Annotated in this window: 21 protein-coding genes; 6 read left to right on the top strand and 15 right to left on the bottom strand. The window is 56.8% G+C overall.

Annotated features, from left to right (window positions below):
- Positions 1 to 134: 134 nt before the first annotated feature.
- Positions 135 to 2,789: a transglycosylase domain-containing protein gene (locus H6A25_RS02055; protein ID WP_204750350.1), complete on the bottom strand. Its 2,655-nt coding sequence runs from the start codon at positions 2,787 to 2,789 to the stop codon at positions 135 to 137.
- Between the two features lie 221 nt (positions 2,790 to 3,010).
- Between H6A25_RS02055 and H6A25_RS02050 the strand changes: the two genes are divergently transcribed.
- The 5 genes from H6A25_RS02050 to H6A25_RS02030 all read left to right on the top strand — a co-directional run bounded on the left by H6A25_RS02050 (position 3,011) and on the right by H6A25_RS02030 (position 6,277).
- Positions 3,011 to 3,370: a hypothetical protein gene (locus H6A25_RS02050; RefSeq protein WP_204750349.1), complete on the top strand. Its 360-nt coding sequence runs from the start codon at positions 3,011 to 3,013 to the stop codon at positions 3,368 to 3,370.
- Positions 3,371 to 3,523: 153 nt separating this feature from the next.
- Positions 3,524 to 4,105, top strand: coding sequence for a sulfurtransferase-like selenium metabolism protein YedF (gene yedF / locus H6A25_RS02045; RefSeq protein WP_204750348.1), 582 nt, complete (start codon positions 3,524 to 3,526; stop codon positions 4,103 to 4,105).
- Complete coding sequence (locus tag H6A25_RS02040) at positions 4,105 to 4,377, top strand: DUF3343 domain-containing protein (protein WP_204750347.1); 273 nt, start codon at positions 4,105 to 4,107, stop codon at positions 4,375 to 4,377. The genes yedF and H6A25_RS02040 overlap by 1 nt, the downstream gene beginning before the upstream one ends.
- Positions 4,378 to 4,723: 346 nt before the next feature.
- A complete protein-coding gene (locus H6A25_RS02035; RefSeq protein WP_204750346.1) occupies positions 4,724 to 5,485 on the top strand; it encodes a sulfite exporter TauE/SafE family protein in 762 nt (253 codons plus the stop codon).
- Between the two features lie 3 nt (positions 5,486 to 5,488).
- Positions 5,489 to 6,277, top strand: a complete 789-nt coding sequence (locus tag H6A25_RS02030; protein WP_204750345.1) for a GNAT family N-acetyltransferase — start codon at positions 5,489 to 5,491, stop codon at positions 6,275 to 6,277.
- A 51-nt stretch (positions 6,278 to 6,328) separates the two neighbouring features.
- Here the strand turns inward: H6A25_RS02030 and H6A25_RS02025 are convergent, their stop codons facing one another.
- Genes H6A25_RS02025 through H6A25_RS01995 form a run of 7 tightly spaced genes read right to left on the bottom strand, consistent with a single transcriptional unit; the run spans position 6,329 to position 17,048 of the window.
- On the bottom strand, positions 6,329 to 7,186 hold the full coding sequence (locus H6A25_RS02025; protein WP_204750344.1) for a GNAT family N-acetyltransferase: 858 nt from the start codon (positions 7,184 to 7,186) through the stop codon (positions 6,329 to 6,331).
- Positions 7,179 to 10,199 (bottom strand): MFS transporter, encoded by a 3,021-nt coding sequence (locus H6A25_RS02020; RefSeq protein WP_204750343.1) that lies wholly within the window; start codon positions 10,197 to 10,199, stop codon positions 7,179 to 7,181. Before H6A25_RS02020 ends, H6A25_RS02025 begins: the two co-directional genes overlap by 8 nt.
- 24 nt (positions 10,200 to 10,223) lie before the next feature.
- Complete coding sequence (locus H6A25_RS02015; RefSeq protein ID WP_204750342.1) at positions 10,224 to 11,207, bottom strand: phosphatidylglycerol lysyltransferase domain-containing protein; 984 nt, start codon at positions 11,205 to 11,207, stop codon at positions 10,224 to 10,226.
- Between the two features lie 14 nt (positions 11,208 to 11,221).
- Entirely contained in the window at positions 11,222 to 12,895 is a 1,674-nt protein-coding gene (locus H6A25_RS02010; RefSeq protein WP_204750341.1) for an ATP-binding cassette domain-containing protein, read from the bottom strand.
- Positions 12,879 to 15,014: a cysteine peptidase family C39 domain-containing protein gene (locus tag H6A25_RS02005; protein WP_204750340.1), complete on the bottom strand. Its 2,136-nt coding sequence runs from the start codon at positions 15,012 to 15,014 to the stop codon at positions 12,879 to 12,881. The genes H6A25_RS02010 and H6A25_RS02005 overlap by 17 nt, the downstream gene beginning before the upstream one ends.
- Positions 15,015 to 15,027: 13 nt before the next feature.
- Positions 15,028 to 15,909, bottom strand: coding sequence for a biotin/lipoyl-binding protein (locus H6A25_RS02000; protein ID WP_204750339.1), 882 nt, complete (start codon positions 15,907 to 15,909; stop codon positions 15,028 to 15,030).
- Between the two features lie 5 nt (positions 15,910 to 15,914).
- Positions 15,915 to 17,048, bottom strand: coding sequence for an ABC transporter substrate-binding protein (locus H6A25_RS01995; RefSeq protein ID WP_204750338.1), 1,134 nt, complete (start codon positions 17,046 to 17,048; stop codon positions 15,915 to 15,917).
- Between the two features lie 68 nt (positions 17,049 to 17,116).
- Here H6A25_RS01995 and H6A25_RS01990 point away from each other — a divergent pair, with 68 nt between their 5' ends.
- Complete coding sequence (locus tag H6A25_RS01990) at positions 17,117 to 17,347, top strand: hypothetical protein (protein WP_204750337.1); 231 nt, start codon at positions 17,117 to 17,119, stop codon at positions 17,345 to 17,347.
- 71 nt (positions 17,348 to 17,418) lie between these two features.
- On the opposite strand, the gene H6A25_RS01985 is transcribed toward H6A25_RS01990, so the two are convergent.
- Genes H6A25_RS01985 through H6A25_RS01955 form a run of 7 tightly spaced genes read right to left on the bottom strand, consistent with a single transcriptional unit; the run spans position 17,419 to position 25,671 of the window.
- On the bottom strand, positions 17,419 to 20,088 hold the full coding sequence (locus H6A25_RS01985; protein WP_204750336.1) for an eCIS core domain-containing protein: 2,670 nt from the start codon (positions 20,086 to 20,088) through the stop codon (positions 17,419 to 17,421).
- Between the two features lie 15 nt (positions 20,089 to 20,103).
- Positions 20,104 to 20,607: a hypothetical protein gene (locus H6A25_RS01980; protein ID WP_204750335.1), complete on the bottom strand. Its 504-nt coding sequence runs from the start codon at positions 20,605 to 20,607 to the stop codon at positions 20,104 to 20,106.
- A gap of 41 nt (positions 20,608 to 20,648) precedes the next feature.
- The gene (locus tag H6A25_RS01975; protein ID WP_204750334.1) at positions 20,649 to 22,730 is read right to left on the bottom strand and encodes an AAA family ATPase; all 2,082 of its coding nucleotides are present in this window, start codon (positions 22,728 to 22,730) and stop codon (positions 20,649 to 20,651) included.
- Positions 22,731 to 22,769: 39 nt separating this feature from the next.
- A complete protein-coding gene (locus H6A25_RS01970) occupies positions 22,770 to 23,159 on the bottom strand; it encodes a DUF4280 domain-containing protein (protein WP_345941568.1) in 390 nt (129 codons plus the stop codon).
- Between the two features lies 1 nt (position 23,160).
- Complete coding sequence (locus tag H6A25_RS01965) at positions 23,161 to 23,910, bottom strand: hypothetical protein (RefSeq protein WP_204750333.1); 750 nt, start codon at positions 23,908 to 23,910, stop codon at positions 23,161 to 23,163.
- Positions 23,907 to 24,494, bottom strand: a complete 588-nt coding sequence (locus H6A25_RS01960; RefSeq protein ID WP_118426362.1) for a DUF4255 domain-containing protein — start codon at positions 24,492 to 24,494, stop codon at positions 23,907 to 23,909. Before H6A25_RS01960 ends, H6A25_RS01965 begins: the two co-directional genes overlap by 4 nt.
- 25 nt (positions 24,495 to 24,519) lie before the next feature.
- A complete protein-coding gene (locus H6A25_RS01955; RefSeq protein ID WP_204750332.1) occupies positions 24,520 to 25,671 on the bottom strand; it encodes a hypothetical protein in 1,152 nt (383 codons plus the stop codon).
- Positions 25,672 to 25,677: the final 6 nt, after the last annotated feature.

Here is a 25,677-nt window from a genome sequence, read left to right as displayed (position 1 = left end):
TCTTAAATTCTGGCGTGTATCGTTTGTTTGGTATTCCTTTTGGCATAATGAAGCACCCCACTTGTTATCCAGTATATCATACTGTCTAACAAATGGGGTGCAGTTCAAGCGGGGTCTCTTTTTTATTGTTTTTCCTACGGAGAGGATGGCGTCACCGTGGTTCCCGGATCCTGGTTATCGTCGGGATCGGGAGGCACCTCCGGATCGGTGGTCTCCCCTCCCCCCTCCGGATCGTCGGGATCGGTGGGATTGTCGGGATCATCCGGGTCGGTGGGATTATTGGGATCATCGGGATCGGTGGGGTTGTTGGGATCGTTTGGATCGGTGGGGTTATTGGGGTCATTGGGATCGGGCTCCACCGGAGCATTCCCGTCATTTTCCGCATTGTGCACTATGCAGGTGTGATTGGGCGATTCCTCACCGCTGGCGGCAGGATAGCCGCTGGAATCGCTGCCGGGCAGCACATAGCCTCCATCCGAGACCCGCACGCCGGAAATGGGGAAACTGCGGTCGATGCGCAGCATGCCCACTGTGGCCACATCTCCCACCGGACAGAACTCATTGGCCAGCTGTCCGGTCTGGGTGTCGATCTGAGCGGCCACATGCATATCGCAGCTGGCCGTGGGCACATCCTCTGCCGCCACACGGGCCGAGATCACCCGGCTGCCCCGGATATCGCTGCTGCAATACTCCGTGGGCTTGAGACCGCTGTCGGCGCAGACATACACCGTCTTCATAACCGTCTTCCGTTCAAATTCGGCATTGGGCAGATCGGCATGCACATCTTCCATCACATCTTTCCAAATGGCCAGAGCCGGGTTGGTGCTCACGCCCTTGACCACCTGGGGCGCATCATAGCCAAACCACACAGCAGCGGTATAATAAGGGGTCATGCCCACAAACCAACGGTCGTAATCATCGTCGGTGGTACCGGTCTTACCGCCGGTCTCGATGCCCTGGATCTTGGCCCGTGCGCCGGTGCCCTGGGGGCCGGTGACCACATTCACCAGCAGATCCAGCATATAGTCGGCGGTTTTCTGGCTCATGGCCTCCACCGTCTCGCCGGTGTTGTCCAAAATCACATTGCCCTGGGAATCATAAACCTTGGTATAGACCTTGGGCTCGTTGTAATAACCGTAGTTGCCAAAAGCGGCATAGGCCGCAGTCATATCCAGCACAGAAACGCCGTCGGTCAGACCGCCCAGAGCCAAAGGCGCCAGGCCCTTGTCGGACACCGTGCTGGTGTTGCCCTTTTTGTCGGTGACGGTACGTCCCCCTTCCAAGGGCAGACCCAGCTTTTCTGTGGCAAAGTTAAAGGAAGCATCCACACCCATCTGTTGGACCAAATCCACAGGGATGGTATTGTTGGAAACCGCTACCGCCTTTTTCACTGTCATACGGCCTTGCCACACGCCCCCATTGGTGGAGTTTTTGGGCCAGCCAGAACTCTTGATGGAGAAATCCTGGGGCACATCGTCCAGCACAGACGCAGGGGTGATCAGCCCCATCTCCAAAGCCGGAGCATAGACGCTCACCGGCTTGATGGAAGAACCGGGAGAACGGTTGGTTCTGGTGGCTCGGTTGAGCACCAGGTTGCCCTCCTTCTCACCTCGTCCGCCATAAAGGGCCTTCACTTCACCGGTATGCTGGTCCATAATGACCATGGCGCACTGGGGCATGGTGCCGTCCTTGCCCAGCACGCCGGGCAGGTTGTCCTCATCCTGAAACACAGCGTCCATCTTGGCCTGAACATTGGGATCGATGGTGCTGACGATGCGCAGGCCGCCGGTATAGACCATCTGGCGGGCCACCGCCTGGCTGTAGCCCTTTTCCTCCATCAGGTCCTCCACCACGCTGGTAAAGACCTCATCCACAAAATAGGACCAGACCTGCTCGTCCTCTTCTTCTTCGGTGGGCTCATAGAGCACCAGTTCCTGGGCCATAGCCTCATTCTTCTCTTCTTCAGAGATATAGCCGTATTTGTACATCTGCTCCAGCACCAGGTCCCGCCGCTCCTTGTTGAACTCGGGGAAACGCACCGGGTCATATTTATAGGGGTTTTTGGTAATGCCTGCAATGGCCGCGCATTCCACCAGGGTCAGCTGGGAAGGCTCTTTGCCAAAATAGGTCTGGGCCGCTGCCTTGACGCCATAGGCATTCTGCCCCAGATAGATGGTGTTGAGATAAAACTCCAGGATGTCGTCCTTTTCGTATTTATCCTCCAGCTCCAGGGCCCGCATGATTTCTGTGATCTTCCGCTTCACCGAAGTCTCATCGTCGCCGGTGATGTTTTTGATCAGCTGCTGGGTGATGGTGGAACCGCCGCCGAAGTTGTCCCGGAAGGGCACAACATAGTTGAGGGCCGCGCCGATGGAGCGTTTCCAATCCACGCCGCCATGCTCATAAAAGCGGTTGTCCTCGATGGCCACAAAAGCCTGCTGAAGCTGGGGCGATATCTCATCCATATCGGCCCAGATCCGGTTTTCGCTGCCATGGAGTTCCTCCAGCACCTGCTCGTTGCCCTCGCTGTCGATGTAGGTGACAAAGCTGGTAAAGTTCAGCCGGAAGTCATCCAGATTGATATCGATGGTGGGATTGATATACTTGTTCACATACAGGGCGAAGGCCATGCCGCAGATGGCCACGGTGGTGATGGCGACGAGCACCGTGGACAGCAGCACAAAGGGAATGGGACGCATACCGAATACACGGCGCTTTTTCCGTTTTTTCCGCTTTTTCCGCTGGTTTTCCTGGGGCGCGCCTTCATTGGGAGTGAGTTGCTTATCCAAAGATCCGTTCTCCTTTCGCCGGGGTGTGGGAGAATGGCCCTGAGGCCTTCCCGGGTATCTTGCTGATTGAGACGAATGGGGCGGGGCATTTGTTCCCTGCCCAGATACAATAATCGGTTTACATTATAACATAGATTCGGGAAAAAATCCAAAACTTTTGTATAAAGCCCTCCATACATGGAAAAAATAAGCAGCAGATAAACCGGAAAGGTGGAATCGCAATGACCGCTGCCAAAAGCCGTTTTTTTATTCTGGGGGGCCTGATTTCCGTCTCCCTGGCCATGGGGATGGCCGCCCTCGTTTCTTCCCGTCCCGAAGAGGCTTCCCCCCTCCAGACCGTCTCCCATCAAAACCAGCAGGTGGAGGTACAGCCGGCGGAAAAGGTCCTTTATCAATATGTGGTGCGGGATTACCAGGGAAAAATCGCCGTCTATTCCTCCATGGAATCCCTGACGCCTCAGTATGTCACCGATTTTGATACAGCCGTTCTGCCCCTGAAGGACCGGGAAATGCTGAAAGAAGGCATCGGCCTTCGCAATCAGGAAGAGCTTCAGATGCTGCTGGAGGATTACGGCAGCTGAAAAGGGATATTTTCAATAAAAGTTCCCCTTTTTATCGCCCTTTTCGATAGAACCCTCCCTTTGATTGACGGGAAAAAAACCGGCTGTTATAATGAAATCAGGAGACAGGGCCTTTGCCCTTGTCCGGATTTTTTGAAACTGGAGGGTTCCCCAATGTATAAAGTCGATGCCCGGGGCGAAGCCTGCCCCAAGCCTGTCCTCATGACCAAGGCCGCCGTGCAGAACGGTGAAGAAGAGATCCAGACCCTGGTGGACAACCCCACCGCCGTGCAGAACCTGAGCCGTTTTGCCGCAAGCGTGGGCTATACCCATGAGAGCCAGGAGGAAAACGGTGTTTACACCGTCACCCTGAAAAAAGACCCCAATGCCGATGTGCAGAAGGCCGAGGCCTATGAAGACCGTTCCTGGTCCATTTTCTGCACCGAAAACCGTATCGGTTCTGCCGACAACGAGCTGGGCCACAACCTGATCAATATGTATTTCTACACCCTGACCCAGATGGACACCCCGCCCTCTGTCATTGCCTTTATGAACGAAGGCGTCATGCTGCCCTGTGAAAACCAGCAGATCGTGGACAGCCTGAAAACACTGATGGAAAAAGGCACCCGGGTGATGGTCTGCGGCACCTGCCTGAATTTCTTCGGCATCACCGACAAACTCCAGTGCGGCACTGTGAGCAATATGTATGAAATTCTGGAAGCCGTCACAGCCTGCGGCAAAATGATGCGCGTCTGATGGAGCGGACAGAATTTTATGTGATCTCCTTTGAAAACACCCACTCGGCCATGGAGGCCCAGAAGATCCTCCGGCCCCATTATTCCATCACCGTCATCCCCACTCTGCGGGAAGTATCCCAAAGCTGCGGCATCTCGGTGATGCTGCCCGAAATGAACCAGCAGGAGGCCATCGCCGCGGCCAACAGCCTGGGAATGGAAAAAGGGATGTTTCAGCTGTATTTTGCCAAAGGAGACAAAAACCACCGCCAGGTGGAAGCCATTCAGATCTGATCTGCAAAAGTCCTTGGGAAGCCACCCTTCCCAAGGACTTTTTTCCATGCCGGAAAAGCGGCCTTTGCCGCTTTTCCGAGTTTTTGCAAGGGGATACATGCACGCCTTCGGCCCGCACTTGCCCTTTGAGAAGTGCAAAAAGCCACGCACAAGTCGCGGCTTTTTGCGGATTGATGAAGGACTGGGCAAGCGTCTCTCTCCAATCAAATCAGTTTTAGAACAGTTTGAAATGCCTTAGAAATCCAGACTTCCCAAAGACTTTTTTCGCCTATACCTTGCCAGGAAGCTATTTTTGATTTATGATAAATGAGGTTTGCTTTCATTTGAAAAAGAGAGGATTTTGGTTATGGATTTCAGTCTGCACGCACTGCTCATCGTCTGCCCATTGGTGTTTTTATCCGGATTTGTGGATTCGGTGGCCGGAGGAGGCGGACTAATCTCCATTCCCGCCTATGTTTTTGCCGGCCTGCCTATGATCAATGCCTATGGCTGCAATAAGTTTTCCGCCGCATTGGGTACCTGTGTCTCCTCCTTCAAATATTTCAAAAGCGGCAATGTGCATCTGAAAACCGCCTTATACAGCGCCGTTGGCGCCCTGATCGGCGCCTGGATGGGCTCTCAGCTGGCCATGGTGCTGGAAGACCGGGTGCTGCGTATGTGCCTGATGGTAATCCTGCCGGTGGCCGGTGTCTTTATCCTCATCAACCGGAAGTTCGGGGAAAACGAGGACGAACACGAAAAGGTAAAGCTGCTCTATCCCAAGGCCTTTGTCATCGGCCTGTTTCTGGGGGCCTATGACGGTTTCTTCGGCCCCGGCACTGGCACCTTCCTCATCATCCTGTTCTGCATGGTGCTGCGTCTGCCCATCGTCACAGCTTCCGGCAACGCCAAGCTGACCAACCTGGCGTCCAACATCGCTTCGGCGGTGGCCTATCTTCTGGGAGGAAAGGTGCTTTTCTGGCTGGCCGTGCCCGCTGCCTGCTGCACCATCGCCGGAAACTGGCTGGGCGCCCATCTGGCCATCAAAAACGGCGCCAAGTTCATCCGCCCCATCATTGCTTTGGTCATCGTGCTGCTGATGATCAAAGTGGTGACCGAGCTGTTTTAAACCATGTTGATTCCCTATTCCATAGAGCAGGCAGAGGCCCTCTCTTCCCTGCCCTGTCTGTTCCGGCAGCCCCCTTGGGGGCACTGCCGGGGCGTCGTTTCCTGGGAGGGGAGCGCTCCCAAGGCCGCAGCCCTCTTTCCTTTTGCTCCTTTTCAGAAGCGGACAGCCCTTTTCCTCCTTGGAGAAGAAGGAGCCCATTTTGCCCCTCTCATCGCCGCCGCTCTGGACCAGGCCAGAAGCGCAGGGCTGCACCTGGTCACCACCGACCTGCCCTATGGCTCCCATCCCTTTGCAGAACAAGGAGGACTTGTTCCCTGGTTCACCACCCGGCATATGATTTATGAAGGAGAGCCTTTGCCCTCCTCCCTCTCCCCCATTGCCTATGAGGACCCCTGGTACCGGGCCTATCAGGAGCTGATCGCCCAGGCCTTTCTCCCCCTGCGCCGGGCCATGAATGTGCCGCCCCATCGGATGCTCCCTTCGGTGGAAGATCGCCTTTTCTGTGCCCAGCACCGCCGGGATATCTTCCTCTTCCTGCAAAACCGGCAGCTTATGGGAGCGGTCTCCCTGGATGAAAGCGGTCTGGTGGACAATCTGGCGGTGTCTCCCTCCTTTCAGGGACAAGGACTGGGAAAAGGCATTCTGGCTTTTGCCGTAAACCGCCTGCTGACGAAAGGTCGGACTCCTACCCTGGAAGTGCTGGACTGGAACGAAAAAGCCATCCGGCTTTATGAAAGTCAGGGATTTACCACTCATCACCGCCGCAGTCTGTACCGGCGGGACTTCCTCTGAAAGAGATTTCCATATAAAAAGGCCCCGGGCGTTTGCCCAGGGCCTTTTTCGTTATGCAAAATCAAATCCCAGATACCATTCTTCTCCTGCAGGTACCGGCAGGCCGGCTGCCATGGCAAAGGGTTCTTTCTCTCCGCCCAGAGCCTTGCTCCAGGGCGGCAGACGCACCTGGGCCCTTTTGCACCCCAGTGCATCCATCAGGCCGGCGAGACAGCCTTCCAAATCCTCTTCCGGCCCCAGCAGTTCCCGTACCTGCAAATGTCCGGCTTCATCGATCTCCGCCGCAGCACAGCACTGAGGGGCTTGGGGAAAGGAAAACATCCCCCCATCCTCACCTTGGGAGATCCGGCGCTGAAACTCCAGAAGCCGGCCTCTCCAGTCCATAAAATTCCGGCCTGCCAAGGCCCGCTGCCGCAGGTCAGCATATCCCTCTGCCCCAATAGGCCGGGGGAATGTGGAAACGCTGGGCAAATCCTGCCGTTCTTTCCGGGCAAAGCGGATATAGAAAGCGGTCTCCGCTCCCAGGGCCTTGGCATAAAAAGGATACAGCTCCGGTGTGTCCGGCACCACGGCCACGCAGTCCAGTTCCCCGTCTTTCAGCCGTTTCACCGCCCGCTTCAGCAAAGCGGTGGCCGCCCCCTGCCCCTGATAACGGGGCAGAGTGGCCAGGCCGTAAATACAGGCGGCTTTTTTTGCTGTTCCCGTCTTCGTCCACAGTGTACCGGGGAGCAGGGTCATCATAGAGCACAGTATTTCTTCCCAAAATCCCAATTCCACTTGCCCCGGTGAAAAGGCAAAAGTTTCGTAGACCTCCCAGAAATCCTGGGTATCCCCAAAACATTCCTGCCACAAAGGCCGCAGACGGGGCCCTTCCCCGGCCCGGGCCAGGCGGAAGTGAAGATCATCCATTGTGACGCTTCTCCTTTTTCCAGTCCCGCAGAGTGGAGAATATAAAGAGCAGAAGCAGTACGCCTACGCCCAGTCCCAGAGTCAGCACGCCTTTTTCCACTCCCAGCAGCAATACGGCGGCAAAGATCATGGGGCCCACCGTCTGGGCGATGCTTTCCACAGCACTGTTGATGCCCATGGCTTTGCCTGAACCATACACCCGCACCTCCGGCAGGGCGCTGAAATACACCGCCTGCATGGAAAGACCGAAGCTGTCGGCCACTGCCAGAAGGAGGATGATGACAAAGCAGAACTCCACCGTGGGATACAGGGCAAAGAGCAGGAAGGCGGCCACATAAATCCCGGTGGCCAGAATCAGACCGCCCCGGGCTCCCAGCTTTTCGGTGACTACCTTGGTCAGAGTGGGGCCCAGATAGATGGCCACCACACCGGAGATCAGGAAGGCCTGGGCCACAAAGGAGGCACTGAGTCCGTTTTCATCGCCGAAAATGGGGAAGAAATAGCTGAGAAAGGAAGCGCAGATCAGATAGGGTGTGAGCATAAACAGGAAGAAGAAAAACACCCGAGGTTTGAAGAGGAAGGCCAGAGTGGACATTCCTTTTTGTTCTTTTTCCGTCTCTCCTCCGGCACTTTGTTTGTGCAGACAGAAAATCCCCAGCAGCAGAGCCATCGCCGTGACGGCCACAGCGATATAGAACACATTGCGGTAGCCGAACTGTTCAGCCGCCAGGGAGCCTACCACGGTGCCGCAGTTGACCCCGGAGAGATAAGCGGCGTTGTAACCGGAAAAGCCCCGGTTCCGCTGCTCTTCTTCCCCATAATTGCTGATGAAGGTGTTGAGAGCCACCAGCACCAGCCCCTCACCGATGCCCAGCACCACGCTGGCTGCGATGAGGAAACGCAGATCCGGAGCGGCGCCGCACAGCCCCAGACCGCCCATAAAGAGCACACTGCCCACCGCGATCAAGGGCTTTGTGCCCATTTTGTCCACCAAAAATCCGCCCAGGAAGGAAAAAATCGCCGTAAGCAGCACCTCGGCCGACAGGGGAATGGCCGAAGCTACCACCTTTTGGATGCCCATGGAGCTGTCCCACAGCCCCATGCCATACACCGGCAAAAAGGCGGTGGACATATTCCCTGCAAAGAAGATCAGAAAGGCGATGGGCCGCACAATGCCCACATCCCGCAGCAGATGCTGCCGCTTTTCCTGGCGATTGCGCCGCAGAGCCGCGAAAAACACCGTGCTTTCGGAAAAGAGCAACACACAGGTGACCACCACCATGAGAACGGTGAGCAGCGTCTCCCGGATCAGGGCCTGGTTGCTGGCCGTAAAGGCATACAAATCGGTGCCCACCTCAATGAGTCCCACCACTTCACCAGTTTCGCCGGTGATGGGAGCCAGGGTAAAGGCGTAATGCCCGTCGGCGCTGGAAAAAGCAGAAAACTGCTTCAGCTGGCCGGTCTCATAAATCTCCGCTTCATAAGAGCCTTCAAACACGCCGCTCATGGGATAGAGCACATTGTTCAGGCCTTCGTCGGAATAGACGATGCAGACCACTCCATCCTTTTCCCGATAGAGGGTGCAGTAAGCTCCATCCTCGTTGATATCGCTGTCCATGATCTCCTGTACCGACTCGTCAATGCGCTGGTACGCCGGAGAGTCATAGGCCTGGGGCGAATCCAGACTGGCAATGTCTTCGGCGTCCAGATCCCGGGCCATGAGCACCGCCATATTGGTCATCTTGCTGATCCGCTCCTGGATGTAGCGGTCGTTCAGATCCCCTACCACCACTGTGGCCGTGACAGCGGCCCCCAACACTGCTGCCACAATAACCGCCAGATGCATCCGGTTTCTGGGCGTGATCTTCCTGAGCCATCCGGCCTGGAGAATATGGACAAAACTGAAGATGAACAATACTGCCAGCAGAACAATGGCTGCACAGGCGGCATACCCCCACAGCTGCACCGACAGAGCTTTGGACACCTCTGCTGTGTTGAGCAGAACCTGTCCCTCTGCATCCTTCACATAGATGCAGTAGTCATAGGTATAGTCATCGATGGTCTCATCAAAATAATATTCACAATAAATGGAAGCCAGATTTTCTTCCGGCGTCAGGGTGACAAAGGAATAGATGGGAAGCTCATTGAAGGCCTCCGGCTTTTCCGCCATCGGCTCTCCCTGGCCCACGGCGGTCTCCACCTGTCCTTCCGGAGTAATACGGCGGATCTCCCGTTTTCCCAGATCGTTAAAATAAATGCTCCCATCCGAGGCGCACACCAGGTTGGCTGCAATGCTGCTTTCTTCCCCCTGAGCGGCAGGATCATGCAAAAGAACATGGTCTCCCCCTTGGGAAGCCTGATACAAGGCGCCGTATTTGTCGGTAAAGTACACCATTCCTTCCGGGGAAACGGCGGCATACATCACCTTTCGCCATGCGTCTTCACAAGGATAAAACCCTGCTTCCTCCTGTTCCCCGGTGTCCCGGTCCAGTTTGCACAGCCGCAGGCCATCTTGCTCTATCTGAACAAACCACAGCTTGCCATCCCGCCACCGCAGATCCTGAATGCGCACCCGGTTATCTCCTTCGGTGCTCTCCCGGGGCAGTTCATACAGATAGTCCACAAAATTGCCCTTTTGGTCGTAAACGGCAATACGCTCGCTCTGGATGTCCTTTCCGTTTTCTCCCAGCATTTTGTCGCTGATATACAGATTTCCCTCTTCATCGGCGGCCAGACTCTGGGCGTAATAAAAGCCCTGGCTCTGCTGGCCTCCGGAAAGGGTGCGCAGATACTGATCCTCCTCATTGAGCACCAGAATGCTGGTACTGCCCTCGGCAATCACATACTTTTGCCCATCCGTACTGAATAGCACCGCTGTGGGGTCGCTGATATAAACCGAATCTGTCCGGGGATCGGTCCGGAAAGCGCTCCACCCGGCCACCAGCACCAACAGGCACACAAGGGCCAGCAGTCCCAGAAAAAGCAGTCGATGTTTTTTCCACAATGCTTTCATATTTTCACTCCTTCGGCGGCCTTCTCAGGGCCTTATGGTCACGGTGTATTTATCCACCAGCCTGCTGGGACGGTAATGAAGTTTGTTTTCCCGCAGGCCTGCAAGGCCCATGTCCTCACACCAGTTGAGCTGAGGCGGATGGCCGGGCAAAAGGGCACAGCGATAGCTGATATAATAAGTAAGCCCCCGCAGATTGACGGCATTTTTCTGGAAGGAATAGCAAGCGCAGTTCCCCAAAGTTTCCCCCAGGGCAAAGGCCATGGGCTCCTCTTCTATGTACACCAGTCCACCATAATAGCGGCCTTCTTCCCAAATGTTTTCCAGCCGTGCAAAGGCCTGGCGCTCGCAGCCAAAAAAGCAGTCTTTGCAGTCTCTGTCCTGGCACCACCGGTCAAAAACCTGGAGCATCGGATGAAAAAGCTCCGGACGCAGCGGTTCAAAGTGCACACCGTCGATTCCTTCCACCAGTTTCAGTTCCCGGCGGCGGGACTTGTTCGCCCCTCCTTCCAGAAGGGTGAAGTCCGCCACATCGTACACATAATCGCTCCAATCCCGGTGGGTGGATACTTCTGTGGGCACACCAAGCCCTTTATAGAGCGGCAGCCATTCCTCGGGGATGTATTCGCAGATCAGGGAGTGGCCCCATCGCCCGAACAGCTCACGCAGCACATGGACGGCCGCCTCCAGCCTGCGGGAAGGCCCGGGCATCAAGATAACGGCGGGCACCTGGTCCAGAGTGATGTATACTACCGCCAGAGTGTCGCCCACCATTTTCCAGCAGTAGTGGAACACCTCCTCCCAGGCCCAGAAGTTGGTGAAGGACAGGTCAAAAAAGACGCTCTCCCTGCTGTACTGGTCCACCATGGCCCGGTCTTCCAGCCGAAAAGGACGGAAGCCCTGCTTTTCTTTCATCCACTGGAGAAAGTCTTTCAGCTTCCGGGGAAGGGACATTTCGTTTTTCTCCTCTTCCCATTGTTTTTTGCCGTCCCGTATCCATGCCGTTGCCAAAATATGCTCGCTCCTTACCCGATTTGTTTTTCATCCACAGGGATGAGCCGGCCTTCTTCCAGCCGATAGATCCTCTGGCATCCCCGCAAATCCTCCATCCGGGGAGACAGCACCACAAAGGTGCGTTCATCCGCTTGGGAGGGCAGAGTGCTTCCCAGCACAATGTCCCGGCCCGTTTCCCAGGCCACCCGGCTGCGCAGCGCAGCGCCGTTATATCGTCCCAGTTCTACGCCGCCATAGTAGATATTTCCTCCGGTGGGCCGCTGCAATCCGGCAGCCAGACGGCAGAAGGTGGTTTTTCCCGCACCGGTACCGCCATAGATCCCCACCCGATCCCCAGGGTTCAGCCGCAGAGAAACTCCCTGCAGCACCGGCTGCGCCGAATCCGGATAGGAAAAGGTCACATCTTTCCACTCCATCACGCTGCCCAGAGAGGGGAGTGTCGCCTGACCGCCCGGTTTCTTTTTCGCCCGGGGCAGCAGAGACCGCAGCTCGCCTGCTGCCTTCCCCGCCCTGACCGCTGTCAGAACCTGCTGCAAAGGCAGAGCAGCAAAAGGAAGGTAAAGCAGGATATTTTCCATCAGACGGCCGGCAGAGCGGCCATCCGATACCATCCAGGCCGCCACCGGCAAAGCCAGCAGCAATGCAACCCAAAAGGATCCACCGATATGATTCCATTTTCTTACAGACTTCTTTTCCCCCGGGAAGGGACGGCAAATACCCAAACGCCTGTCATCGGCCCGGTGAAGAACCCATTGCTGCCGCTGCCGCTCTTCCTGTTCTCCCTTTTTCCGGGCCCGGGCCAGGAAGAACACAAAAACGGCCATCAGGAACAGCACCACCATGGTCAGAAGGCTCCAGCTCCGCGTTTTTCCCTGGGAAAAAGGCAAAATACACACCAGCACACACAGACCCCAGACTCCGGAAAAGATCCAGCCTATCAGGCGACGGCTGTTGTCCCGAAAATGGGCCAGACTTTCCGCCGCTTCTTCTCCTCCGCCGTCCCCTTCGTACAGCCGCCGCAGCAGGGCCGGCAGAGCCAGAATAGCTCCTTTGTCCGCAGCCCGTTCTATAATGCGGCGAGCAGTGAATACCGACAGGGCCAGAAGGAGAAATACCCCTGTGAGCAAAAACCACAGTGCTCCCAAATCGCCTCCATCGGCCAGAAGCATCACGCTGGATAAAGTCTGGCGAATCAGATAGGCAAACAGTGCCCACAAAGCACCGCCCAGAAACCCCAACAGCACCAGAAATACCCCGGCCCGCAGGCTAAGACCCTGGGTCAGTCGGAAAACCAGGTTGGCAAAGGACAGCGTTTCCTTTGGAAAATCCACAGTGACGCTATACGCTCTTTGAAAATTCCCCGGGTTCTTTTTCCCCAGATAGATCCGTTTTCCGGTGGCTTCGTCTTTAAAATAATACCGGCCCCAGCCATCGGAAATCACAGCCCGGCTGATTCCTCCTTCATCCTCCACCAGAAAAGGCCCCACCGAAGTGCGGTACCAATCTCCTTCCAGCAAGGTGGGGGTGAGCATCAGCTTTCCCTCCTGGTTCAGCTGCTCCACTGCCTGCTCCAGGTTCTCCACATCCTGAGAGAGGGTGAGAGACGGCAGGCGGAAATAATCAAGCAAACGGCAGATGCCGGGAAAGTTCTCCACAGCCGTCCGTTTTTCATCCCTTGGGCTCATTTCCATAGGCATCCTCATCCTCCTCCACAAATTCTCCCCGCTCCCGCAGGGTCATCCGGCCCTTTTCAATGCGGCAGGCAATGTCGCATTGTCGCAGCAGCCCCCGGTCCTGTGTCAGCAGCACGATGCCGATTCCCTGCTGCCGCAGACTGGAAAGCAGCTCCCTTTCGGTCTCCCGGGAAAGTCCGCATGTCAGGCCGGGGCAAATCAGAAAGGGCGTACCTCGCACAAAAGCCCGTGCAAACTCCAGCAGCACCTGCTCTCCCCGGGACAGGTCCCGCACCGGGGTATCATATCCTTCTTTATGCTGAAGGATGCGTTGGTGAAGCAGGGCCTGGGAAGCCGCTTCTGCCACGGCCTGGTCGGAGACATTCTCTTTTTGGGCGGCGATATTTTCCCGCACCGTTCCCTGGGAAAAGGGCAGGCTTCCCCCCAGCATCATCACATTCTGAAACACATCCTGGCTGTTTTCCTTAGCCATATCCCGGCTGTCCAGATAAACTTCTCCCTGCACAGGGGAACGAAGTCCGGCCATCACCTGGGCCAGAGCCTGGCCTACCGGTTCCTGGGACAATACCCCCAGAACTTCTCCCCGGCGGAGCGTAAAGGTGATCCCCCGCACTGGTGTATCCCAGCCTTCCGGCTGCACCGAAACATTCTGCAAGGTGAGGGACTGGGCATAACGGTTCTGGACATCCCCTTCCTGGGCTACCTCCCTGGGAAATGCCAGGCCAATGGCCTGACCCGCGGCTTTTTCCTCCAGACGGGCGCTCAGCAGTTCCGGCAGCGCCCCCATGGCGCTGGCTGCTCCGGCCGCCATGGCCATGCATCCCAGCAGATCAGCTGTGCCGCTATGTCCCATAAGCATCCCCATCAGGCTGGCCCCAAAGACGCAAAGCAGCAGCAAAGCGGCACCGAAATACCAACCTTCTCCCTTGATCATGCTCATTTTAAGAGCAGGGGAAGCAGCTGCCCGGCTCAGCCACCGGTGGCTCAGGGAGATATTCTCCCCCCGCAGCTTGGCTTCCTCCAGACGGGACAGATCTTCCTGAGCCAATACCTGAACAGCAAATCCGTGGAGACGGCTTTGCTGCATTTCTCCATAGGCGCTGCGTGCACAGGCCAGGCACACACCACTGTATACCGCCATCACCACGGCAGCCGCTCCAAAAGCGCCCACATCCTGTACAGCCATCCACAAAAGACAAAAGCCGCCAGCCACCAACCGTGTCCAGGCCAAGAGCTGCCGGGCCTGTGCCTGGGGGATGCCTTTATAAGCCCGCACCCCCTGAAGCAGCCGGAAAGGATGCACCGGCCGCAAACGGGCCGGATTGATTTCTTCCATCTTCTCCTCCAGAATCCGGCGGCTCTCTCGTCTCTTTTTTTCACGGCCCCGGTGAACAATCCAGGTCTGGAATATCTCCACACCTCCCAACGCCAGCAGCAGCCCGGCGATAAGCAGGCACAAGCCCACTCCGTGAACCTGCTGAGGCGCAGACAGCCCCATGGCCAACCGGCGGCACAAAATGGCCAGCAGACCATATCCTGCAGCGATAAACACTTGAATCATTCCCAGCAGCGCCAGTGCAGCCGGGGGCAGCATTTCTCTGATGCCGCCTTTCTCTTTTTCTGTCTTTTTCCGGGCAGGCTTCTGCACAGCTGAGGGCTTTTTGTCTTTTTCTCCATCGCTGTCACTGTCGGACGACTCCAGCGTTTTTTCCCCAGGCAGAGCAAAGCACAGGGCCACACCGGTGAAGCCCTGCTGAAATTCCTTCCGGGACAGAATCAGAAAGCCCTCCTCCGGGCTGGAAATCCACACCCTGTTCCCTTTCACTTTGGTCACCACCACAAAAGCGCGGAAACGCCAATGAGCAATGAGGGGCAGAGGCGCTTTTTCCATCTCCTCCACCGTCATGCGCAATCCCCGGACTGCCAGGCCCTGCTCCTGAGCAGCGGACACCAGTTCCGCCGCATTGTGAATGGGACCGCCCAACTCCTCCATGGTGACTGTTTTCCCGAAGTAAGCCAGGATCATGGCCAGGGCCGCTTTTCCGTTTTCCTCCGGGGAGGTCTGGAGCACCAGCTCCTCCTGCCCCATCAGCCGGCTGTTTTTCACCATTTCACCTTCCTTCTCAGGATCTGAGGAACTGCCAGGGGGTCATCTCTTCCACCACCACATCCATCTCACAGAGCATCCCCGTGTCGATGGCGATGCTGCCGCCTTCGGCCCGGGCCCAGGCTCCTGTGCTGCCTTCGACACCGCCTACCAAAGTGATGCGCACTTCCACAATGTTTTCATTCTGAGGGATAATCTGGCTGGTATAGAACCGGCCCAGGGTCTGACTGATATCGGTTTCGGTGATGGGATAATCATAGATATTGCTCACCATGCCCTGGACATAGCCATAGCTTTCGGTGTCCGAGGTATTGGGATACACCCGCACTTCCATGCCCTTCTGAATGGACTGAGCCACTGTGGAGGGAATATAAGCCCGGATCTCAGTTTCATTGGTGGTGGAATCGGCATTGGTGACGCCTACGATCAGGTCACCCGCTTCCACAGCACTTCCCTCCTGCACCAGATCCACCACCCGGCCGGACACCGGTGTATAGATCATGGAAACCGCCTGATATTCTTCATACAAGCTGTCCAGCCAGGCCTGGTCGCCCTGCTGATGGGCCTGCTCCATTTGCTGCAGAAGTTCCTGCTGGGGAATGATGGCGATCAGATCCCCAGCCTCTACCTCTTCTCCCACTTCCACCTGAAGATAGGACACAATACCGGAAACCTGGCTGTTCACCTGCTTGATACCATAGTGAGGAAAAACAATGCCGGTGACCCCGATGCTGCGGGTGACTGTGCCCAAAAAGCACCAGGCCACTGCCCCCACTGCGGCGATGAGCAGGCAAAGTCCTGCCAGAAAAGCCGCTGGCGGCGCCACGGAAAAACGGCCTGCTGCCGGAGCACTGTCTTCTCGGCGGGGAGAACGGATGAAAATTTGCTGATGATCCATGGCGCTCACTCCTCTATATAACTGAACATACCGTCTTTGGACACCATAATCCGGGGAGTCCGGCCTGTCAGCCGTCCCTGATCGTCAAAAGTGATGGTGCCGCCAATGCCTTTGTAGCCATCCTTGCGCAAAGCCTGGGCAATATCCTGGGGGTCGGTACTGCCGATCCGGACTGCAGTATCTCCGATCATACGCACCGAGTCATAAAGCTGAATCGCCCATTGAGTAGGCTCAGCTCCGTACTTTTCCCGGTAACGGGTGTAAAAATCATCCACCTTCTCACTGGGCTCCAGAGGAATGGGTGTGGCGATATAGATATCATCACTCACATCGGCAGCGGCCAGCAGAAAGTCGGTGTAGTCGAAAGAAAAGTCTCCCAGTATATTGATCTGGGGATTTCTGTGCCGTACCCGGCGAAGAATGCCAAAGGCATCCTCACCCAGATACTGGCTGACAAACACGGTGTCCACCCCCAGCACCTGCCACTTATCCAACATGGCATCCAGTTCATCCTCCACCGGGGTGGTGATGGCCACATCCACTACCTGGGTGCCGGTTCCCTCCAGGCCCCGGAGAAATCCCCGGACCATGTTCCGTTCATAGCTGGTGTCGCTGTGATAGATCGCCACCCGGCGGATATCCTCCTGCTCAGCGGCATACGAGGCAATGGCCGTCCCCAGATCACTCTCCCCGAAACAGTTGCGGAATACGGAGGCGTATCCATTTTCAAACAGGCTGTCCGGCGCGCTATAATAAGTAACAAGCAGTTTTCCGGCGCTGTCCAGCACATCGGCGGCCACATCCAGAATGTTCAAAGAGGAAGTACCCACCACTGCCGTAATGGAGGGATCGGCGCTGATCTGGTTCAGCGCCTCCATCCCTGTTTGAAACACCGAACCATCCTCATAAAACTCATAGCTGATGGTGTAGCCCTCATCTCCATAAAGCTCATTGAGATCCTCAATGGCCATGGTAATGCCGTTGATGTAGCTGTCATCCGCTTCAAACACCACTTCGGTATCCAAAATGGCGATCTTGATGTTTTTATCTCCGCCTTCTGCGGCGGCATCGGAGCTGTCGCACCCCGTCACCCCCAAAAGGGTCAGGGCACACAGTATCAGTGCCAAAAACCGTTTCATTTCTTCACCCAATTCCTTGCGCCCTCCGGCGCGGTCTGCTATAATTTTTCTTGAAAGGAGGCATCACTATGGCCCTGCCCGATCAGGAACTCAACACGGTGTTGGACCGTTTCAACCAAAAATGCCTGGAGGATCCGGACTTTGCCCGCCTGGCCCAGGAGGATCCCATCTCAGCCTTTGACACCCTGGCCAAGGCCCATGAAGCTCATCTCACCGCTTTGGACGAAGCCGCCTTTCCTTTGGCGGTGCCCGGCCAGAAGCTCTCCATGGAAGAACTTGCCCAGGTTCTGTGTCAGTGAGTCCTGCCAGCGCCCCTGATGGGGCGCTTTTTTCATGCCGGGGGAAAAATCCCCCTGGCTTTTTCTTTGGATCAAAATTCCATGGCACTGTATGCCGCCTTCAGACTGTTCTCTGTAGTGATTGCATTGCCCTGATCGTCTTTTCCGCCAAATTTACCGGTATGAAGAGCATAGAGGAAATCCACCATGTTTACATTGGCCGCTTCCAGGGAAGCAAACACGGCGGCATACTGTTCAGCAGCATTCATGGTATCATCCGACAAATGGAATCCATTTTGCGCCGCCATCTGGAGCGCTCCGTAGGACAGGGGAGGCAGCATGGCCATCTGCCTGATTGCACCCCGGAATGTTACCACCTTGGCTGTACGCTCGTCCCGTGCCTTCTGCTTTCCTCTTGCACCGGCGCCCCGTACAGTTCTTCCAGCTTCCACCGCAGTGCCAACTGCGCCGATCACATTGGAAACCATGCCCACAATAGCACCGCCCAGCTTGCCGCCAGCCATGCGGGTGATGCTGGCCGCCAGACTGGTCAAACTGCCCAGGGTTCCGATCACATCAAGAGCTGTATCCCACCGGCTGTCCGATGCAGCCGTCTTGCTGTTTTCTCGGCCTACTTCCAACATGCGCAGGCTGTAAAGCAATGCTTTTTGCTTGGGCTCCAATTCCGGTTTTGTGTAATCCGCCGCCGTTGTGTTCTGGTTCCCCTGCTGGTTGCCCGGCGGGTTGCTCTGCTGATTGCCCGGCGGGTTGCTCTGCTGATTGCCCGGCGGGTTGCTCTGCTGATTGCCCGCCGGGTTCCCTTGCTGGTTGCTGGGACGGGGCGTAGAAGGATGCCGGCCATCGATAGCCGCATCGATGAGATCCGCTATGGAATATTTCTGCTTTTTGTTGAACACTTTTGCTTTCAAGCGCTCGCATATCATACGGATCACTTCACTACGGCCAGTGGTACTCCCTTGAAGGGTTTTTTCCAGCTGATTGCCCAGAAGCCTCATATTTTCCTTGGCCCGAACATCCTGATCATGCTGTTTTTTGGCCTGATGGCTGTCAACACCCAGCCCGATGGTATTTCCCACAACCCCCAGGCTATCTCCCACCACGCTGGCCACATTGCCCTTCTGCTCATCGTATTCTTTGCCTTTGGCCAAGCCGCCGATGGAGTTGCCGGCTCCCACATAGTCCGAAGCCACCCCTGTCCAGGTTCCCACATTGCCAATGCTGGCTGCTTTATCCATATAGTGCAGTTTTCCGGCAGCAGCGCTGCTTTTTTTCATATCCTGTATCTTCTTATGGCGCGCCTTCTCCTGGCTGACAAGCTGTTTGCTCTCAATGAAACCCCCGGCCGTGCTTGCCAAAGCCCCCAGAGAATCGGTAACCGCGCCCATTGTATTGGCAAAATCAGCTGCGTCTTGAGATGCCTCGCTTGTGTTGTCTTCCCCCTTTACCGCCTCGTCGATCTCGGTTCCGCCGGCGATCATACTGTTGGCGTCTCCCACGGCGCTCACACCCAGGCCAATAACCCCTGTGACTTGTTCAAGGGTATCCCAGGTATCCACTTCGCCTTTCATCAGTTTTTTCCCCTCAGCGCTGCTGGCCGCTCTGTCTTCTGCTTCCTTGATGCTATTGCCGCCAGAGCTTTTGCGCACTTGAGCCGCCGCCTCCATAAACATCTCTCCGGCAGAACTGTTCAGCATGTGGAGCACCGGCTGGGAAAAAGCTCTTCCTTCCTGGTTGCTGTCCTTCAGTCCGCCCTGTTCCAGGCCAAATTCCATGACTTGCAGCGCATTCCCCACATCGGTTTTTGTCTTTTCCAGTGATTCCTTCACCTTGTGGGCATCTTCCACCGCCTGTTTCTGCTCTGCGCTCTCCTGCGCCTGAGGATTTGCGCTCTGTACAGCGTTTTGGGCTGACTGATAATCGCTGATGTTTTGCTGAAGCCGTGGGATCCCCCGTTCAATGGAGTCCTGAGAACGATCCAGATTTTCCTTTTTCTTTTTCAGGTCTTCCGTTACGATGCCCCGGCTCCTGGCCTGAGCAATCATGCTGGCTTGATCTCCGGCCTGTTGAATCCGGCTGTTGGCACGCTCCACGACATGTTGTTCATGTACTGTAGTTTTCTTCATCTCCTGGAGGGCCTGGTTCCGGCGCTCCTCTTCAGGAGAGGGCTGGTTTGCTTGCTGGTTTCCTTGATTCCCCTGGTTTCCCTGGTTTCCCTGATTGCCCTGATTCCCCTGGTTGCCCTGATTGCCCTGGTTTCCGGTGGGATCCCGGTGGATTCCTCCGTCTCCGGCGGCCACATGAGCCAATTCATGGGCAATCAGGTGCTGGCCTTCCTGGCTGTGGGGATCATAATTCCCCTGTCCAAAATACAGATCCTGCCCCCGGGTGAATGCCCGGGCCGAAATCTGTTTGCTGGCCCGGGCCGCTCCGGCGCCGGTGTGCACCCGCACCTGGGAAAAATCGGCGCCCATGGCCTGCTCCATCTGCCCCTGCAGCCCTGCGGGCAGGCTCTCGCCCGCCCCGGCCAGATCCAGATTGGACAGCTGTGCCTGGCCGCCCGGGGAAAAACTGCCGCTTCCTTCCCGGAAAATGCCGCCGCCCATCACGCTGTCAGCCGTCTGCCGGGCGTTTGCTTCCGCCCCGTCCCGGCTGTCGGACACCTGGAACAAGGTGGTTCCTCCCTGAGCATTCTGGGGCGCAGGAAATGTGTTTCTTTCTTTTCGCTCGTCCTGTGCGAACATGGCTGTCACCTCCTGTTACTGGGCGCTTTCACCCAGGGCCTGCTCCAAAGTGATCTCTCCCCGGCACAGAGCCTGGGCCTTTTTTCCGATCTCCTCCGCCTGCTGCAAGAAGGCGAACACCGCCGCCTGGAAATGGGGCCCTTCCAGGGCGATGGTGGGCTCCAGAGCGGTGACATATTTCATGCTCAGGCAATCTTGGTACACAAAAATGGTGCCCAGCAAAAACCGGCTGTTGCATTCTTTTGCAAATTTCTCCATCTCCTCCTGTTTTTCCGGACAGGGCTCTGTGAGAGGGAGAAAAAGCTGAACAAAGGTGGTGGATACCTGGTCTTTGTGAGTGGGCAGCACATGGCAGGTGACGGAGAAAGAGGGATTTTCCCCTGTGGGGACGATCAATCCCGCCGGCAGGCCCTGGGTCTCCTCCACATCCAATTTGTGTACGGTGAGGCCGATGGGCTCCAACGCCCCGCTGATTTCATCCAACACATCCATGCCGTACATCAAAGAATCCTTATCCATAGAAGGTGCTCCTTTCAGGTGCTTTTTATCTGTGCATCGCTCTAAGGCAGGAGATAGCCATATTCGCCATAATCCTCCCTCAGCATGATCTTTCCCTGTTTGGCCATTTCAAATTGGGTGGCCCTGAGAATGTGTTCCATCCCCACCGGCACATCCTTCCGGGCGGCCATAAAGGAGGCCACCAGAGCGATGTTTTTGATGCTGCCGCCGGTGATGGAAAACTGCCGGGCCAGATAATCCAGATCCACATCCTCTCCCAGAGGAGTTTCCTTCGGGAAAATCCCCTTCCAGATGGCCCGGCGGGCCTTTTCATCGGGGAAGGAAAAATGGATCACATAGCTGATGCGCCGGAAAAAGGCGCTGTCGATGTTTTCCTTGTAGTTTGTGGTCATGACGGTGATGCCGTCGTATTCTTCCATTTTCTGAAGCAAGTAGGCGGTTTCCAGGTTTGCGTTTTTGTCGTGGGAATCCTTCACCTCGGTGCGCTTGCCCAGGATGGCGTCGGTCTCGTCGAAAAACAGAATCACATTGGATTTCTTGGCTTCACTAAACACCTGGTTCAGGTTCTTTTCGGTCTCGCCGATGTATTTGCTCACCACCTGGGACAGATCCACCTTGTACATCTCGATGCCCAAGTCGCTGGCCACCACCTGGGCCGCCATGGTCTTGCCGGTGCCTGGCGGTCCGGCAAAGAGCATACTCACCCCTTTGCCGTAGGCCAGGCGCTTGTCAAAGCCCCATTTGTCATAGACCACATGCTGGTACCGCACCTGGTCGCAGGCCATGCGCAGCATTTCCTTTTCCTGCTGCCCCAGCACCAGCTGATCCCAGGTATGGCGGGCATAGATCAGGGTGGCGTGTTCTCCCAGCTTGTGGCTCACCTGATGATAGGCGGCCCGGGTCACATCCTGCCGCCCCAGAGGGCCGTGAAGCCGGGCTTCCCCGGCTGCCCGCTGACCGGTGCCCACGATCTGGGCCGGAGTGAAGGTGAACTTGTTGGCCATCTCCGCCCCGTCCACCGGCTCTTTCAGCGGCAAGGCAGAAAGCTCTCTTTGCCACAGGGCGATGCTGGCCTTTTTGTCCGGCAGGGCAATGGGCACTTCCAGCCACCGCCGCCCCTGGGACAGCTCCAGAAGGTTTCCCTCCTCTCCGCAGAGAAGAAGCACCGCACCGGAGAACATCCCCGCCATATCCAGTACCTGACGGGCGGTGTCCGGCTCTTCCAGCAGGGCGTCCAGCTGGCGCAGCACCAGCATCCCCTGCACCAGGATGGTCTCCCGTCCGGCGGTGCGCAGAGCGTCGAAGAAATCCTCCCTGCGCATCTGGGGAGAGGGAGCACAGGAAAAGATCACCGCCGGGATGCCCAGCAGCTGGGCCACCCGTTTGGCCCTGGTGGTGCGACCCACGCCGCTGGGGCCGCGGAGACAGAGGAACAAAGGCTCTTTTTCCTCCCCGTCTCCGGCGATGGTCTCCGCCAGATGCCGGGCCTCTTCCTCGCCCCACAAAAGGGCCTCCGTATTCTGGGGAAGAAAGGTTTCCGCCACTTCCCTCTCCAAAGGCTCCCGGCCATTCTGGAGCAAAAAGTCTGCCATGCGTTTGTCCAATGTGCCGTCCTTTTGCAAAAAAGCATAGAAGGCTTTTTTCTCCAGCTGATGCCGCTGCCGGTGATAGCCCGGTACATCCTCCGGCCCTCGGGCCAGGTGGAACAGTTTGAGAGCCATATCCAGGCTGGGGCCGGTTTGTCTTCCCTCTCCCCGCCCTTTTCCCAGCAGAGGGCCAAAGCTCTCGTCGTAGCGGGGCAGCAGATAAAGAATCAAAGTGAAAACTTCCAGATCGGTCAAGTGGAACAGCTCCCGCACATACTGGACGGCCAGAAAATCCCCCCGCTTCACGCTGGCCGAAACCCGGGCATCCATATGAAACAGGCTTTTGTCCAGATCCTGCACCCATTTTTCCCGCCCCGCTTCCGGCATGGGCTGGTTCTCTTTCTGCCCATAGAGCCTGTTCCAGCCGTCCAGCGCTTCCCGGACCCAGTACACCAGGTCCAGCAGATGCTCTTCCGGCTCTTCATAGGGCGCACCGAAATCGTCCGGGTTAAAATACCGGCGAAAAAGGGATTCCATAACCATGCCTCCTTTCGGGAAAAATCAGGGATTCTGCCATCAGGGCACCTGGTGCTTCATCTGCCCCGGCATATTGATGCTGATGACGCCACCCCAGGCACAGGTGAGCTTGGAGGAGTCATTGAGAGCAGGTTTGTTGGCGATGAGCACCGTGGGACAGCCCGGAGCCCAGGGGGCCGGGATCACCGGCACGCAGGGCATGGGGGTGAGCACGCCCATGGCTGCCGCTGTGGCCGAGGCCACCGTGGGGTTGGACATGGAGGTGCACATGCCAAAGGGCATGATGTTCTTCATAGGTACATTGTCCATGATGGTGGCTGCCGGCATATTGGAAGTCAGGGTCTTGTTTTCCGGTGTGACCACCAGACTGGAAGGAGCCGTGCCGAAGGAACACTGGCACATGGCGCCCATACACACTTGATTTCCCACGCTACTCTTCCTCCTTCAACTGGATGATGCAGGACAGGCTGGGAGACGGGGCTGCCGTTTGCAGTGTGGCTTTCCTGTTTCCCAGCGCAAAGTGGAGCTCCCCATCCTCCTTGGGAAGAAAGGCTCCGATGGCCGGCAAAATAGCCTTCCCATCCCCATCGGTCCGGAGATGCCACAAAGGGCAGAGCAGCTCGCCCTTGTCCAGCTCCTGCTCCAAAGGCTTCCACAGCTGAAAAAGCCCTTCTCCTTCGTCGTAACCGGTGAACAGCACTTCTTCTCCGGTCTTCTTTCCCCGGTAATGCTGAAACAGCAGTCCTTTCCCTTTGGCGGCCACCTTCACCTGCCAGGCTCCCCGAGGGGCCTTTTCCAAAAGCCGCAGGCCGCCTGCGGGATTGCCCAGCATCACTTCCACGGTTTCCTGCTGCACCGGCTCTTCTTCCACCAGAAACCGCAGATGAAAACAGGCGATTCTTTGCAGCAAAGGCCCTTCCGGGCTGTACTGCAAAATAACCACTTCGGGGAAAAATTCCGGCCGGGCCGGAAGGGTGCGCTGCACCGGCAGATACCCGGGCACATTGATCTGATAGGTGTGGGGCAGAATGGGCAGGTTGGAGAACACATAGGTGCCATCGGGCTTGGCCACAAAGGGAACCGGGGCTCCATCCACCAAAAAGGAAGCCCCTTTCACTCCCTCTTTGCTGTAACCGTCCACCAGTTGAAAGGCGGCCGACAGCCGGGCGATGGTTCTCATTTCCTCTCCTCCTTCTGTCGGGTGCCCAGACGCACTTCCCGTACCCTGGGCGCGGGCATGGTGGTCACAGCCGATTCCAGCTGCACCGGGCCCACTTTGTAAAAGACACTCAGCTTGTAGGATTCATTGAACATGGTCCAGATCTTGGTCTTTTCCTCCAGCTGCATGGGCACATTGCTGATGCGGATGGCCTCTCCGGCGGCCCGGAGTGCCGGGGGCATATACTCTTCCGGCAGGCGTTTGTTGTCTTCCAGCACCTGGATTACGCGACCCATGATCATCTGCTCATCCATGGTGCGGGTCTCTTTTTCCGCCTTGCTGGCCACCGAGATCATCATGGACAGATTGAGGGACACCGGAGGATTGGTCATGGTGCCGTCGGGGCGCATCACCGGCCCCACGCCCCGGGCCTCCCCCGATTCCGAAATGTCATACAAATGGACTCCCACCACAAAATTTCCCCGGTCGTGGGGGTCGCACACTCCGATCTGCTCCCGCTGCTGCACCAGCTCGGGCACCAGCTCAGCCTGAAGCAGCTCCACAATGGTGCGGCTCACATCGGAGATCACCGAATATTTCGCCATGTGTTTCTTCCTTTCCCTCGATTCACTAGGCTGCGTAGATCAACTGAACAGAACCCACCTGCATCCGGGTCATGCCCCGGCAAAATAGCAGCCCATCCAAAGGGATGTACTGCTCATTGTCAAAGAGGATGGCCGGCACTTCCAGCTTCAAAAGCCGGTCGTTCCAATAGGCATCCCCCAGCCCCAGGGTTACTTCCAGCACCCCATAGGGACTCTGGATGGCCAAAGTGCAGCCGTCGGCCATTTTCACCACCCGTCCTTCCAGGAAAGAGGCGGCGTCTGTCAAAGAGACCATAATACAGCCGTTATAGGTGAATACCGGCTTTGTCAAAGCCAGTGTTCCCCCGGCCACCACCAGTGCTCCCGGGTCCATGGCCTGGGCCAGATTGGTCTTCTGGGCAATGGCCCGGGACTGAGTTTGCAGACTTTCCCGGCTCTGGGAAGAAAGCCCCTGGTAGCTTCCGGCGATGGAGGATGCATGGGAAGAAATGGCCTTCTGGGCCTGTTCCGCGCCCTCTTCCTCCAGAAATTCCCCATCGATCAACCCCTGGTACAGAAGGATGGCCGCCATGTGACCGCTCTGGGCCCCGGCCTTCCCCTCGTCCAGGTAGGTAATAGCGGCATTGGCCAGCTCAAACAGCTCTCCGGTGCCGTCATACCCCAGGTCTTTCAGCATCTGGGCCGCCCCGGCGTCCACCTCGCTTTCCAGACGGCGGAGGACTTCATCCGGATTCATGCCGCTGTCCACCGCTTCTCCCAGGGCGCTGAGGCCTTCGTTCATTCCTTCCAGCTGGGTGAGAGAGCTTTCCAGCTCCTGCTGCTCGCTTTGCAGCTGATACAGGCGGATGGTCTGTTCCAGATAGGTGCGCAGCGTGCCCTCCGGATCGCCCAGGGCAATGAGCCGGTCGATGGAGGTTTTGACGCTTTCCCGGTTTTCCGCCTCGCCCATGATGGCCAGCAGTTCATCCCGCAGCTCTTCCAAAGTGGGCTCCGGCTCCTGAGAGGATGCAGGGTCCCCGGTCAGGTCCTCCTGGGCGCTTGGCTCTGTCTCCGCAGCCGTTTCCTCTCCTTCCAACGCAAAGACCAGAGGGGGAAACAGCAGCCCACTGAGCAGCGCCGCCGAAAGAAGCAGACTGCCACATCGGGCCAAAAGCCCCTGTGCTTTTTTTCTGTTCATCTTCCC

It is taken from the genome of Intestinimonas butyriciproducens, from assembly GCF_016901775.1.
In the GTDB taxonomy this organism is placed as follows: domain Bacteria; phylum Bacillota; class Clostridia; order Oscillospirales; family Butyricicoccaceae; genus Pseudobutyricicoccus.
This window is presented reverse-complemented; position numbering and strand designations above follow the sequence as displayed.